Annotated in this window: 14 protein-coding genes; 1 reads left to right on the plus strand and 13 read right to left on the minus strand. The window is 63.6% G+C overall.

Annotated elements, in window-relative coordinates:
* Positions 1-418 precede the first annotated feature (418 nt).
* From Amn_RS19320 to Amn_RS19380, 13 genes are all read right to left on the minus strand, one after another.
* A complete protein-coding gene (locus tag Amn_RS19320) occupies positions 419-1,120 on the minus strand; it encodes a DUF2848 family protein (protein ID WP_067959964.1) in 702 nt (233 codons plus the stop codon).
* A gap of 20 nt (positions 1,121-1,140) precedes the next feature.
* The gene (locus tag Amn_RS19325) at positions 1,141-2,049 is read right to left on the minus strand and encodes a polysaccharide deacetylase family protein (protein ID WP_286290950.1); all 909 of its coding nucleotides are present in this window, start codon (positions 2,047-2,049) and stop codon (positions 1,141-1,143) included.
* On the minus strand, positions 2,046-2,612 hold the full coding sequence (locus Amn_RS19330) for an ureidoglycolate lyase (RefSeq protein WP_286290951.1): 567 nt from the start codon (positions 2,610-2,612) through the stop codon (positions 2,046-2,048). The genes Amn_RS19325 and Amn_RS19330 overlap by 4 nt, the downstream gene beginning before the upstream one ends.
* 1 nt (position 2,613) lies before the next feature.
* Entirely contained in the window at positions 2,614-3,522 is a 909-nt protein-coding gene (locus tag Amn_RS19335; protein ID WP_286290952.1) for an NAD-dependent epimerase/dehydratase family protein, read from the minus strand.
* Positions 3,523-3,559: 37 nt separating this feature from the next.
* On the minus strand, positions 3,560-4,348 hold the full coding sequence (locus Amn_RS19340; RefSeq protein WP_067959955.1) for an IclR family transcriptional regulator: 789 nt from the start codon (positions 4,346-4,348) through the stop codon (positions 3,560-3,562).
* 10 nt (positions 4,349-4,358) lie between these two features.
* The gene (locus tag Amn_RS19345; RefSeq protein ID WP_154384933.1) at positions 4,359-5,093 is read right to left on the minus strand and encodes an SDR family NAD(P)-dependent oxidoreductase; all 735 of its coding nucleotides are present in this window, start codon (positions 5,091-5,093) and stop codon (positions 4,359-4,361) included.
* A 57-nt stretch (positions 5,094-5,150) separates the two neighbouring features.
* A complete protein-coding gene (locus Amn_RS19350) occupies positions 5,151-6,551 on the minus strand; it encodes an APC family permease (protein ID WP_154384932.1) in 1,401 nt (466 codons plus the stop codon).
* Between the two features lie 495 nt (positions 6,552-7,046).
* Positions 7,047-7,937, minus strand: coding sequence for a polysaccharide deacetylase family protein (locus Amn_RS19355; protein ID WP_067959947.1), 891 nt, complete (start codon positions 7,935-7,937; stop codon positions 7,047-7,049).
* A gap of 10 nt (positions 7,938-7,947) precedes the next feature.
* Positions 7,948-8,919: an agmatinase gene (gene speB, locus Amn_RS19360; RefSeq protein WP_154384931.1), complete on the minus strand. Its 972-nt coding sequence runs from the start codon at positions 8,917-8,919 to the stop codon at positions 7,948-7,950.
* A gap of 38 nt (positions 8,920-8,957) precedes the next feature.
* Positions 8,958-9,896 carry an ABC transporter permease gene (locus Amn_RS19365; RefSeq protein ID WP_154384930.1) on the minus strand — a complete coding sequence of 313 codons (939 nt, stop codon included), beginning with the start codon at positions 9,894-9,896 and terminating at the stop codon, positions 8,958-8,960.
* Complete coding sequence (locus tag Amn_RS19370; RefSeq protein ID WP_067959936.1) at positions 9,893-10,999, minus strand: ABC transporter permease; 1,107 nt, start codon at positions 10,997-10,999, stop codon at positions 9,893-9,895. Before Amn_RS19370 ends, Amn_RS19365 begins: the two co-directional genes overlap by 4 nt.
* A complete protein-coding gene (locus tag Amn_RS19375; RefSeq protein WP_182573259.1) occupies positions 10,999-12,525 on the minus strand; it encodes an ABC transporter ATP-binding protein in 1,527 nt (508 codons plus the stop codon). The genes Amn_RS19370 and Amn_RS19375 overlap by 1 nt, the downstream gene beginning before the upstream one ends.
* 84 nt (positions 12,526-12,609) lie before the next feature.
* Positions 12,610-13,575, minus strand: a complete 966-nt coding sequence (locus Amn_RS19380; RefSeq protein ID WP_286290953.1) for a BMP family protein — start codon at positions 13,573-13,575, stop codon at positions 12,610-12,612.
* 123 nt (positions 13,576-13,698) lie between these two features.
* On the opposite strand from Amn_RS19380, the gene Amn_RS19385 reads away from it, so the two are divergent.
* Positions 13,699-14,319, plus strand: coding sequence for a TetR/AcrR family transcriptional regulator (locus Amn_RS19385; RefSeq protein ID WP_067959932.1), 621 nt, complete (start codon positions 13,699-13,701; stop codon positions 14,317-14,319).
* Positions 14,320-14,325 lie beyond the last annotated feature (6 nt).

The following is a 14,325-nucleotide window of genomic DNA, read 5'->3' on the forward strand; positions in this document are numbered from 1 at the left end:
TCCGGATTGCGGCGACCGACAGTGACAGATGCCGTTTGACGACGACCCGTAGCCTTCAAAGGGAGAGCAACGAACGTCAGGCACGGTCCAGCATTACGGGTTCTGGCTGCAATTCGCCCATCGCCAGGGCGAGTTCGACGTCGCCCGTGCCCACCGCATGGTACTCCAGGTCATCGAGGCCCGGATCCAGACCGCCTGGCAGAAAAACCTCCACCTCACCGAGCGGACCTCGCTGGTTGGATGAAAGGCCGGGATGTCAGGCGCAGCATGGTTCTTCGCCGCCCGTGAACCGCGGCGCCTCGGCACTCCTCGTCATTTCTGTTGCAGGCCGGTGACCATCGCGATGATCCCGTTCTGTCGGTCCGGCCTGTCTCGCGCCCCTCGCGCGGCAGCGACCTTGCCCGGCCGCACCTCTCACCTAGGCCGGCACCACCACGTCACGTCGAGAGCACGAACCGGAGATGTCGCACAGAACGAATTGCGAGACGATCTCGCGACCCAGCACCGGGTCGCGAAGTTTCATGCAGAAATTTCGCATGTCGGCGCCAGGGGGGCGCAGTGCCGGTATGGTTCCTGAAAAAAGCAGGATGCCGCCGGTGTCGAAACTGGCCTGGCAGCGGGCGCGTTCGAGCAATCTGTCCGGCTCCAGCAGCATGTCAAGGCAACCCTGTTGCAGCAACTCGTCATTGCTCCAGAGCTCCAGCACCAGCCTGTCCCAATGGAGGATCACCTCGTCCACCGGCCACGCCGTGCCGGCGACGATCTTCTGGCACAGGTTCTTGGATTTCTCGCCCCATCCGTGCCGTTCGACCGCCAGGTCGAACTGGTCGTTGCCAACCGTGACATAGCGGCGCCCGTTCCAGGAAAGCAGCACGAACTCGACTTCCGGCCGCGTGTCCAAGCCGACGACATCGACACTCCCCGCCTGTGTCAGAAGGCAGGGCATCGCGCGATAGAATACCGGCAGCTCGGCCGGCACCGGAACGCCCAGGCGGCGCATCTCCAAGATATGAGCCTCGACATCGGCTCGGTTTCGGCCGGCATAGCCGGCAAGCAACAATTGCTCGGCAGCAATCGAAAGCGCGTTCCCCGCCGGCGTCTGGAATTTGAGAATGGACAAGCCAGACCTCCGCCGTGACATCAACGCCGCGGCAGGACACGGCCGATCGGCCGCTGGTATTGAGGCAGAAGCTCCACCATCGGCTCGTGGCGGCCGGCTTCGGTCTCCGCGCGCACATGCGCGGCAATCTCCTCCATCGGTGCAAACCAGACGTCACCCTTTGTGACGACCTGCTCCAGGAACTCCCGGAAGACGTGCCAGCGCGACAGCCGCCCGGTCACGAACGGATGCAGGACAGGCACCCATAGCGCACCATATGCGTAGGCCGCCTCAAACTCGCGCAGATAGAGGTCGAAGCCGTTGCGCGCGCTGCGCACCGGCATCATGTAATTCAGGTCGAACGACTGCACATACTGCGGCCAGTCGTCGAGCCCCCAATGGCTCGGCAACTCGATGAGCTCACGGCCCGTCTTCCGGCTCTTCAGGATGTAGGGAATGTCGGCGCCCATAAGCGAGGCGTCGTAGCTGAAGCCGCGCTCCAAAAGCAGATCCAGCGACTGGTTGGAGAAGTTGTAGAGCGGAGCGCGCCAGCCACGCGGCGGCTGTCCCGTCGCGCGCCTGATCACCTCGATACCGGAGTCGAGCCAATGGGCTTCGTCCTCTGCCGTCTGTTCCAGTGGATTCTCGTGGATGTAGCTGTGGTGGGCGATTTCGTGCCCACCGGCCAGGATCGTCTCGACGGCCTGCGGATACTGCTCGATGCACCAGGCGGGAATGAAGAAGGTCTGCCGGATGCCGAGCTGGCGATAGGTTTCGACGATGCGCGGCACCGCCACCTGGGGTCCGTAGCGCAGCATCGAGATCGCCGAGACCCTGCGGTCGCCGTCGTTGGGATAGTCGACGTGAATCAGACTGTCAGCGTCCATGTCGAACGTCAGGCAGCAGGCACATTTGGCACCGTTGGGCCAGGCAATCTGATTGGAAATCATCGGTTCTGCTCCTGCGAAGATGTTGGCGACAGCGTGGAAAGGGCGGCCTCGACCGCCCGCATATCGATGAGGACGTCCCCGCTCAGGAACACTTCCTCGTAGTCCTGGTTGAAATCGGGACCCGGGCCGTCGCGGTCGACGACGAGAAAATCGCCGCCATCCAGGGCCACCAGCGGGTGATGCCAGGTGGCGCGATGGTAGTTCACCCCCTGGCGCCCGTCGGTGACGAAGGCCCGAAGCATTTCAGGATAGGGACGGCATTGGGCAGGCGCGACAATGACGACGAAGCGCTGGCCGGCGAGCGGCATGAAAGCCTGGCTCGACAGAGGATGACGTTCCATCATTTTGACACGCGGCGGCAATCCGGCGTGCAGCACGCGAAAGATGCTGAGCAATGCCGCACCACCTTCCGCACCGCAGTCAGCGACACCAAGACGGTGAAAGCGATGGGCAGCGCCGCCATTTGTGGGGAAAGACTCCGGGCCGCCGGCGTCGATCACGTCCCCATAGGGTGCGAACCCATCCCGGGAGAGTGGCTGCACGGGGATGAAGCAGCGGGCCATCTCAGTACTCGTTCGACCGCAGCCATTCGACATAGGCCGCAAGCCCCTGCTCCAGCGTGTAGCCCGGGGCATAGCCAAGCGCGCGCCTGGAGGCTGACTGGTCCCAGGGTCCCTGGCGGTCGAGGTGGCAATATCCGGGGCCGATTGCGATATCTGCTTGGGGCAAGAGCTTGCGGATAAGGCCGACTGCTTCGGAAAGCGTCCAGCAACGATCGCCGAAGACGTTGAACACCGAGCCGTCCGGCTTGTCGGCAAAAGCGGCGAGGATGGCCGCACGGCCGACGTCCTCTGCATGGATGAAGTGAAACAGATGGTCGGCGCCGTTCTCCATCCGGAAGGCCTGGCCGCGCAGCACCGGCTTGATGATGTCACGCAAGATCTGCGGCATCCTGTTGCCGGGTCCATAGACCTCGCTGAAGCGCAGGCACAGCGCCTCGAGCCCATAGAGCTCGTTGTAGATGCGGCTGAAGTGCTCAACCGCCACCTTGGTGACACCGTACGGAGTGGTCGGCACGGTGGCGGAGCGTTCGTCGATCGGCTCGACGTGATTGCCGTAGACGGTTTCCGACGAGAAGTTGACCAGTCGCCTGATGCCGGCCAGCCGCATCGCCTCCATCAGGTTGACGGTGCCGTCTATGTTGGCCACGACGGTGGTGACAGGCAGTTCGATCGACAAGTCGGGATGCGACATTGCCGCGGTGTGGATGACACGGTCGACCTCATGGCGTTCGATCGTCCTGACAAGGCGCGGAATGTCATAGAGCTCCCCCTGGACGGGCGTGATCAGGTCGGTTGCCCACTCGGAGTAGTCGCGGTTGTAGTTGACGACCTTGAAGCCTTGCTCGGCGAGCTGGCGAACAATGATGCGGCCGGTGTAGCCGAGGCCACCGGTAACCAGAATCGAAGTCATGCTCTGTTCCTTGGTTGTAACGGGGATCGTGACGGGGTCAGATCGGCCGTCGCGCGAGGTATCTGGCGCCGAGCGCCTGCGAGATCTTGGCCGTGTGGGCGAGGATAAGATTGCCCAGGCGGTCCGGGGTCGGGTTGAGAATGCGCGTGGTTGGGCCGGGTACGCTGACCGCTGCGATCGCCACGCCCTTGCGATCGAGGATGGGAGCCGCGATGCAGCTCACCCCCTCGTCGACCTCCTCGCGTTCGATCGCAAAGCCGCGCTCCCTGGTGCTTTGCAGATCGGCCCGGAATGCATCGGCCTGCACGATCGTGCGCCTGGTGTAGCGCTTGGCCCTGCCGTCGCCGAAGATCAGCCTCAAGGCCTGTTCCGGGTTCTGAAATGCCAGGATCGCCTTGGCGGAAGCGGAGGTGTTGGCGGGAAAGGTGCTGCCCACGCGGATCGACATGTGCAGGACGCGCTTGCCTTCCGCCTGGTCGATATAGACCGAACTGCGGCCGTCCAGCGCCACCAGGTTCGCCGTCTCACCGCTTTCCTCGGCTATGGCCTCGAGATATGGCCGGACGATCACCCTGAGATGCGCCGTACGCAGTTGCACCGAACCCGCAATCCCGATGATGCGGTGACCAAGCACGTAGGAACTCCGTTCCCTGCCGCGCGTCACATAGTCGGCCTCCACGAACGTCGTCAGCAGCCGATGTGCAGTGCTGGGCGACAGGCTGGTCTTCTCCGACAGTTCCTGCAGCGACGCGCCGCGTGTGTCGAATTCGGCCAGGGCCTCCAGCAACGAGAGACCGCGCAGGAGCGATTGAACTTCGCTGGTCATCGGCGTTTCCCTAGATGGCCGTGCCGCCATTGGGGCTCACGATCTGGCCGACCATGTAGCTGCCGCCGGGGCCTGCCAGGAACTCGACCATCGCCGCGATCTCGTCCGGCTGCCCGAAACGCCGCAGCGGAATCTGCTCGCGCGTCTCGTCGTTGTATTCAACGGTGTCGTATTTGAGCATGTCGGTCTCGATCGGACCCGGTGCGACCGAGTTGACCAGCACGCCATGCGGCGCCACCTCCTTGGCCACCGCCTTGGTCAGCGCGATCACGCCGCCTTTGGAGGCGCAATAGGCGGCATAGGTTGCGAAGCCGATCAGCCCGAGCTCGGACGAGACGTTGATGATGCGACCGGAGCGGCGCGCGATCATTCCGGGCAGAACGGCATGCAGGCAGTTCCAGGTCCCGGTCAGGTTGATGCCGATCACCCGTGCCCAATCCTCGGCACTTGTGTCGACGGTCGCCTTGGACAGAAGCACGCCGGCATTGTTGACCAGGACATCGATGCGGCCATGACGGTCCATCGCCGTGGTAACCAGGGCGGCAACGTCTTCGACCCGCGACACGTCGCCGGTGACGAAGGCGACGTCGCCGCCGCACGACTTTGCCTGCTCGACGATCTCGGCAGCCTCGTCACCAAACTGGCGGTCGTTGAGAACCAGAAGGTCGCCCGTCGCCGCGAACCTTCTTGCCACGGCGAGCCCGATACCACGGCCGGCACCGGTTACGATGATCACTCTCTTCATGTTGTGGTCCCTTTTTTGATCTGCTGGAGGGTGGCGGGCTGTGCTGCCCGCCCGTCCTCATGCTTTGGTTTGCGACCACATCCTCGACAGGACGAAGAGGCCGAGCCCGGCAATCGCCAGCACCAGTTCGCCGATCAGGAATTGTGATTCCTGCTGCGCCAGCGCAAAGGCGGTGAACAGGGTGACGGCCAGCGCCGGCAGTGGCCAGAGCGGCATGCGAAATGGACGGACACCGTCCTTGTCCTTGATCCGGCTCCACAATGCGGCCAGGCCGATGCAGAAATAGACAGCCGCAATCATCGTGCCGGCGAAGATGATGAGCCAGTCGAGTTGGCTGACGAAGAGCAGCGGAATGGCGGGAACCACCAGCACCACCACACCCCAGCCCGGCACGCCGTGTTTGTTGAGCGAGCCGAGCTTGTCGCTGACTGCGGCCGGCCACAGACGATCGCGACCGGTGGCGAACACGCCGCGGGCGAAATACATGATCAGCGAAAGCGCGCCGTTGAACAAAGCAATGATCACGCCGACGTCGACAATGGCTTTTGCGGAAGGCCCGAGCGCCTGCTCGACCGAGTAGACCACCGGAGCGGGGCTTGTCAGGAAGGCCAGCAGGTCGGGAGCGGCCACGACCGCAGCCGTGAACGGCACGGTGATCAGAAAGCTGGCGAGGATCGCCGTGATGACGACCGCCTTGGCGATCTGGCGTCGCCCGTCATGCATTTCTTCGGCGAAACCCAATGTCGCGTCGTAACCGTTGATGATGTTGAAAGCGGGCGCCAATGCCGTGATGGCAATGGCGAAGGTCACCGGCACGAGATGGCCGTCAACGACATGCACGGGCGCCATCGTCACCGCAACGATGTCCTGGTTCCAGTTGAGCACTGCCGCCACCGTTATGATGCCCAGCACGGCCACCTCGACGACGACCATTATAGCTGTCGTCCAGGCGCCGACTTCGACGCGGGTCAGGGCGATCAGCCCCGCCGCCATCAAGGCAATGAAGGCGACCAGTTCACTGGAAACGGAAAGTCCGGGAACGAGGTCTTTCAGGAAGACGGCGATGCCGAGGACCAGGGCGGCGGGAATGAAGACACCCTGCAACAGGTAGTTCAGAAGCGTGATCCAGGCGATCGGTGCCGGCAGCACGTCCTTGACGATCGAATACATGCCGCCGGCGGAGGGGTTGCGCGCCGCGAGTTCCCCGAGGCACAGCGCGATCAGCACGACCACTGCACTCAGGATGAGGCAGGCGCCGATCGTGAACGTTCCGCTGATGGAGACGACGCCGCCGGTCAGCAGCAGCACTGCCATTGTCGGCGACACGTCGGCCATCGCCAGTCCGACGACATGCCACACGCCGAGCGATTTTCGAAACTCGTGGGTCTTTGAACCATCCGCGAGCGTCGCCGCCCCCCGTGTGCCGCCTTCGAGCGGCGTATCCAAGCCTGTCGACATCTTTTCCTCCCAGAAACCAGACTGTCAGTGGCAGGCAGGATTGCGTGACGCCCAATGTCTCTCAAGATGAGGATTCCACGATGCGGAATTCGCCGACGTTTTTTTCTACCGGCAGGAAGATTGGCCATCGAAGGGATCTACGACGACGTGATACGCGCCTGCCAACACCCTTGCCCGGTGTCGGTATCAGGGCCCTCGTGGTGAAATCCGCCCCCCGGAGAGCGTCGAACGCCGACGCCTGGGTCGCTGCACTGCCCGGCGCCAAGCCCGGTCGTCACAGGTCCTGAGAAGGCGGAGGCAAGCGCAGCAATCGTCTGACGAACCGAGGCAGGCATGCCACCATGCAACGAACGAGCGGCCGCCCCTCAGGCTGGGCGACCGGTTCATCGCAAGGGTCGCCGGCGGGGGCCGCCGCGCCCTTGTTCCGGCCTGCAACCACGTAGCCCACACCGCGCTCCTGCATGTTTACCTCCGTCTCCTCGGAGCTCCAGCCCGTTACCGAACCTGCACCGGCTCGGCGTAATAGGGCAGCCGGTCGACGCGTGGCGTCCACGCCCCGTCGGCCGTCACCTTCAGGACGTGTGCCGCGATCTCCTCCATCGGCGCGAACCAGACGTCGCCGCGATCGAGCACGCCTTCGAGGAAGCGGTGGACGACTTCCCAGCGCGCCAGGCGACCGGTGGCAAAGGGATGAACGACCGGGATCCACAGGCCGCCATTGCGGTACGCCGCCTCGAACTCCTGCGCGAAGATCGCAAAACCCTGCTCGGGCGCGCGGATCGGCATCATGTAGTCGAGGTCCATCGACTGGACATATTGCGGCCAGTCGTCGAGTCCCCAGTGCGACGGCAGCTCGACCAGCCGTCCCGCCTCGCAGTCGAGCAGATAGGGGATGTCGTCACCCATCAGCGAGGCGTCATAGCTGAAGCCGCGCGACACCAGCAGATCGGCAGAGCGATGCGAGAAATTGTAGAGCGGCGCGCGCCAGCCCCTGGGATGCCTGCCGCTCACCCGCTTGATCACTTCGATGCCGCGGTCGAGCCAGTGGGCCTCCTCCTCTTCCGACAGCTCGCGCGGATGCTCGTGCAGGAAGCCGTGATGGGCGAGCTCGTGCCCGCCCTCGAGCATCGCCTCGATGGCCTCGGGATATCGTTCGATGCACCAGGCGGGCACGAAGAAGGTCTGTTTGATGCCGAGTTGCCGGTAGCTTTCGACGATGCGCGGAACGGCGACCTTGGGGCCGTATTGCAGCATCGAGATCGCCGCCACACGTGAGTGGCCGTCCTTCGGATGGGCGATGTGGACGAGGCTGTCGGCATCCATGTCGAAGGTGATGCAGGCAGCGCATTTCGCGCCGTTCGGCCAGGGGATTTGATTGCGGATCATGATCCTGTCCTTATCCCTTCCTGGCATGCATGACGCGGCCGATGAGGTTCATCAGCACCTGTGCCGCCAGGATGGCGGTACCGCCTGTTTGGTCGTAGTCGGGGGCCACCTCGACCAGGTCGATGCCGACGATGGTGCCGCGCTTGGCGAGTGCGGCCAGGATCTCCAGCACCTCGTAATAGATGAAGCCGCCATGCGAGGGCGTGCCGGTGCCCGGCGCGATCGACGGGTCGAAACCGTCGATGTCGATGGTGACGTAATAGCGCGCGCCGGCGGGAACACGCTCGGCGACGGCGGCACTTCCCAGGGCGCGAATCTGGCGCACCGACAGGATGTCGGAGCCCATCTTGCGCGCGTCCTCGTATCCCTCTTTGGCGGTGGACGAGACGTTGCGGATGCCGAGCTGCGACAGGCCGCTGACATAGGGCTTTTCGGCGGCGCGGCGCATCGGGTTGCCGTGGCCGTAGCGCACGCCGTGGCGCTCGTCGACGAAGTCGAGATGAGCGTCGATCTGGACGATGTGGATCGGGCCGTTCTCGGCGCAATCGTCGGAGAAGGCGTTGATGCAGGGAATATTGACCGAATGGTCGCCGCCCAGCACCACCGGCAATGCACCGGCGGCGAGGATCTTGCGCACGCCGAACTCGATGTTGGCGTGGCTCTTCATCGTGTCGGTATGGACGATGTCGGCGTCGCCGATGTCGACGATGGAGACCTCGCCGCTGGGCAGGTAAGTGACATCGTCCTCGTGGTCATAGGCGCCGCCATGGCCGAAAGAGAACAGCGTCGAGGCTTCGCGGATCGAGCGCGGCCCGAAGCGCGTTCCGGCCCGCCACTGCGTGCCGCAGTCGAAGGGCGCGCCGAGGATGGCGACATCGGCGTCGATGGCGTCCCAGTCGGGCTGGTAGGGATACTTGCCGAAGGTGCAGATGCCGACGAACGGCAGGTTCAGACGTCCGGATTCATACGAATTGCTGGTCATTGTCGACCCTTTCAGGACAGTGGGGAAGGAAGGGGCTGCTACTTTCCGCCCCTGACATATTTCGTGCCGATGGCCGCCGGCGGACGCACCCGGCCGGCGAAGGCAACCAGCGCCACGAAGGAAGCGAGGAATGGCACCATCGAGAACAGCTGGTAGGGCACATCGGGGTTGTTGAACTGCAGGCGCAGCTGCAGGGCCTCGGAGAAGGCGAAGAAGATACAGGCGACGAAGACCAGGGCCGGGTTCCACCGCCCCAGGATCACCGCCGCAAGCGCGATCCAGCCCTTGCCGGCGCTCATGTTCTCGGTGAAGACGAAAACCTGGCAGAGCACCAGATAGCAGCCGCCGAGGCCACCGAGCACGCAGCTGGTGATCACGCAGATCGCCCGCACACCGGGAACGCTGACGCCGACGGTGTCGGCCGCGACCGGATAGTCGCCGATGGCGCGCACGTTCAGCCCCCAGGGCGTCCGGTACAGGAACCAGTAGGACAGCGGCACCACCAGATACATCAGGTAGGCAAGCGGATCCTGGTTGAACAGGACCGGCCCGATGAGCGGAATGGAGGACAAGAGCGGTATCGCCACGGGCGCAAAGCCGGGCAAGGTCGAGGTGGCGTCAGCTCCCAGTATGAGCCGCGCGAGATAGGAGGTGAGGCCAAGCACCAGGATGTTGATCGCGATGCCGGTGACGAGCTGGTTGATGCCGAGCCCAACGGCCAGGCCGGCAAGTACACAACCAATGGCGGCCGCAAAGAGGATGCCGAAGACGAGCCCGCCGACCGGCGTGCCGAGCAGATAGGCGCCTGTGGCGGCGCCGAAGGCACCACCGAGAATGCAGCCCTCTAGCGAGACGTTGAACACCCCTGCCCGCTCTGCCAGCACGCCGCCGAGCGCTGCGAAGACAATCGGCGTCGACAGCCTGAGAACGGTCGAGAAGAAATCCACCAAGCTCGAAACATCGCCTGCCCAGCTCATGACCTGCCTCCGGAATTGTTCGTGATGCCCCCGGCGATGCCGGCATCCAGCAGCCGGCGCCGTTCGAGGAACCGTCGCCAGTTGCCCCGATCGAACCGGAAGGCGAGACTTGCCGCGACGAAGATGATGACCAGGCCCTGGATTGCCTCGACGACCGTGCTTTCAAGCCCGACGGCGCGCTGCATGATGAGGCCGCCGACCTTGAGGCCGCTCAGGAAGAAGGCTGCAACCGGCGCCATCAGCGGCGACAGCTGGGCCAGGAAGGCGACGACGATGCCGTCGAAGCCGTAGCCCGGCGAAAACAGATGGTAGAGACGGTGCTTGAGGCCCAGCACCTCGAAGGTACCCGCCAGCCCGCCGATGGCGCCAGCGACGAACATCACCGCTACGACGTTGCGCCGGACACGGATTCCCGAATAGGTCGCGGCGACAGGGTTCTTGCCGATCATGCCGAGGCCGAAGCCGACAGTGGTGAAGCGGAACACGAACCATGCCACGACGCAAAGCACGATGCCGACGACCACGCCGAGATGAGCGTCGGTCTGGGGCATGATGTAGGGGAGCCAGAGCCCCTCGCGGATTTCCTCCGAATAGGGATAAGGCGCGCCCTCCTGCATCATCGGTCCGCCGGCGACATAGCTCACCAGGTTGATGGCGATGAAGTTCAAAAGGATGGTGATGATGACTTCGTTGATGCCGCGATAAGCCTTCAGATAGCCGGGGATCAAACCCCACAGGCCACCGCCCAGAGCTCCGGCGAGAACGCACAGCGGCACCTGAACGACGGGCGACATTTCCGGCAGCAGCAGTGCTGCCATCGACGAAAACAGGCCGCCCATGTAGATCTGGCCCTCGGCGCCGATGTTCAGCAGGCCGACCCGGAGTGGGATGATGACTGCGAGGCCGGCCAGAAGGATCGGCGACATCTTCGCCAGCGTGCTGGCAAGGCCGTAATAGTCGAGGAACGCGCCGCCGAAGAGCGCCGCGTAAGCCTCGCCGGGATTGACCCCGGCGATGGCTATGAGACCAGCTCCGGCAAGGAGCGAGAGCAGGACGGCCCAGACCGGCCGCAGCATGTAGATACCTTGGATGGCTCGTAGCATCACGCCACCTTTTCCTCTTCGAGCCCGCCGATGAGGGCGCCGATACGCTCTGGCGTCGCCTCTTCGGGAGCAATGATTCCGGTGATCCGCCCGGCGCACATGACGGCGACGCGGTCGCAGACGCTCAGGATGTGTTCCAGTTCGGTGGAGATGTAGAGGATCGCCGTGCCGCGCTCGCGCTCGGCGAGAACAGTCCTGTGCACGGCTTCGATCGCCCCGACATCGAGACCCTTGCAGGGCTGCATGATGACCAGCAGCCGCGGCCGACATTCGACCTCGCGGGCAAAAATGAGCTTCTGCTGGTTGCCGCCCGACAGGAAGCGGATCGCCTGGTCCACCGACTGCAGGCGGACGTCGTAACGCTTGACCCAGTCTTCCGCGACCTTGCGGGCGCTTGCCGCGCGCAGCATCGGACCTGAGGAGAACGGGCTTTCCCGGAAGTCGCGGATCATGGCGTTCTGATAGACCGGCAGGTCGAGGACCAGGCCGGTGCCATGGCGGTCTTCCGGCACGAACGAGATGCCGAGCCGATGGCGACGCTCGTAGACGCCGGCAGCAGACACATCCTCGCCTGACAGCTCGACGGTGCCGCCCTCTGCCTGGCGCAGCCCGGTCAAGGCCTCGGCAAGTTCTGCCTGGCCATTGCCGTCGACACCGGCGACACCGAGGATTTCACCCGCCCGGATGTCGAACGACACGCCCTTCAGGGCCTGGTTGCCACGGTTGTCGCGCGCCTTGAGGTCGCGGATGCGCACCAGAACCTCATCCGACGTCGGCGAGGTCTTTTCGAGCGTGGTCAGCACGACGTCGCGGCCGACCATCATGCGCGCCATTTCGCTCGGCGGCGTTCCTGCGACGGCAAGATCGGCCGAAACCGTGCCGCGGCGCAGCACCGTGACCCGGTCGGCAACGGCTGCCACCTCGTCCAGCTTGTGACTGATGAAGATGATTGTCTTTCCCGCGGCCCGAAGCCGCCGCAAGCCTTCGAGGAACCCCTCGACCTCGCTCGGCGCCAGCACGCTTGTCGGCTCGTCGAGGATGATGAGGTTGGCGTCGCGATAGAGGACCTTCAGGATCTCAACCCGCTGGCGCATACCCATCGGCAGTTTCCACACCTCCTGATGTGGGTCGATGTCGAAGCCGAAACTTTTGGCGAGTGCCTCGAGCTTGCGGGCATGTTCGGCGAGCGAAAGCCGCATTCCCTGCCCCGGCAGGCCGAGCACCACGTTTTCGACGACCGTCAGCGTTTCGACGAGCATCAGATGCTGGTGGATCATGCCGATGCCGAGTTCCATCGCCCGGCGCGGAGACGTGATCCTTTGCGGGGCGCCATCGATGAGGATGCGGCCGCCATCGGGCTGGTAGAGACCGTAAAGTATGTTCATCAGTGTCGTCTTGCCGGCACCGTTCTCGCCGAGAATGGCGTGTACGGTTCCCCGGGGAACGGTCATGTCGACACCGTCCAGCGCCTTGAAGTCGCCGAAGGTTTTGGAGATTTTCTCCAGCCGAAGTCCTTGCGCGGTCATGGCACAATCCAGCATTCAAACGAGTGGCAAGTGGGTGCGCGAGGCAGGCGCCAGACCATCCTCGCGCGAGAGGCCGGCATGGCCTCAGTGGACGTCGATTTCGCCGGCCTTTATCTTCTCGATGATGGCCGCGGCATCGCTTTGCACGGCGGCGGGCACGGCGGCGGAATAGGTGCCGATGCGGGCCGCCGTCGGCGTTTCCAGTCCGTATATGTAGGCCTTGCCCTCGAGCTTGCCTTGCTTGGCCTCTCCGAGCAGCGTCAGAAGCGCGCCGCGCATGTCGAAGATCGCCGACTGGATGACAGTGTCGGGCCAGTTGGAAATCGCATCGTAATAGATGCCGATCGCCTTCTTGCCCTTTTCCTTCACACCCTGGAGGCTGCCGACGACGGCATTGTCCATCGACGGGAAGATGACGTCGGCGCCCTGGCTGATCTCGTTGAGCGCGGCTTCCTTGCCCTTGGCGACGTCGTCCCAGTCATTCGTCCAGGCAGTCAGCACCTCGCCATCCGGACGGGCGGCCTTGAAACCCTTGGCATAGCCGTTGCCCAGATCGACGTAGAATTTGAGCTTCTGCGCGCCGATGTAGCCGCCCTTGCCGGTCTCGGACACCTTGCCGGCAACATAACCCATGACATAGCCGAGGGCCCGGAAGTCGAAGCTCATGATGGCGACATTGCCACCCGGCTCGGTCCCGTTGACGACGACGAACTTGGTATCGGGAAAGCGATTGGCAACCTTGGCCACCGAATCCTGGAACTCGCCGCCGTGGCCGATCACCACGGAATATCCACGCCTGGCATAGTCGGCCAGCGCCTCCGGCTGGTCGGGCTGGGCTACCTTTTCACTGTAGGCGAATTCCAGCCCCAGCTCCTTGGCGGCATGCTCGACGCCTTCGTAACCGGCCTGATTGAACGACTTGTCGGTCTTCACGCCCGGCAGGACGATCGCGATCTTGAGATTTTCGGCGAGTGCCGGTGCCGACAGGCCAAAGCCCGTCACGACCGCGGCTGCGGCCAGAATGCAGAAAGAACGTCGGATAATGCCCATCGCAAGGTCTCCTCCCTTTAGAGCATCAAAAGTTTTAGTCTCTAAAATTTTCGTGTCAACGTGTTTTTTGTTGCACCTAAAGGAAATTGGAGGCAAAAGCCGTTGAAGGGGGCAGACTGAAGCATGGCGTCGATGGGACTGAGAGAGCGACAGAAGGCAAGCCGCCGCGAGCGCATCCTGGAAATCGCCAAGACCCGCTTCCAGACAGATGGTTACACCGCGACGACGATCGAACTGATCGCCAAGGACGCGGATATTTCCGCTGTCACCGTCTACAACTACTTCGACAGCAAGGCCGGCTTGCTCCTCGCCCTCGTCAGCGAGAGCGACCAGCTGCTGATCCGGCAGCTGAAAACGATGATCGCCCGCAAGCCTGCAAATCTGGTCGATGCGGTGGCGTCCTTCGGCCAGATCCTCCGTCGCCACGCCATGAGCTACCTGACGAAATCGACGTGGCGCGAGGTCCTGTCAGCCAGCATCAACGAAGGCAGCAGCGACTTCGGGCGCACCTATCTCGAGCTCGACAACGTGCTGATCGAGCTGATGCACGCCATGATCGTCGAGTTTCAGGAGCGCGAGCTGATACCGGCATCCGTCGACAGTGCAGCCCTCGCCGACTGCCTGTTTTCGCTGCAGAACATAAGGTTCTTCCAGTTCATTGCCGACGACAACCGCGATGACGAGGACATCGACCGCCGGCTGCGCCGTGATCTCGAGTCGCTGAAGGCAGTCTTTTCCGCCTAGACAGTT

The organism is Aminobacter sp. Y103A, from assembly GCF_030294925.1.
Lineage (GTDB): Bacteria > Pseudomonadota > Alphaproteobacteria > Rhizobiales > Rhizobiaceae > Aminobacter > Aminobacter ciceronei.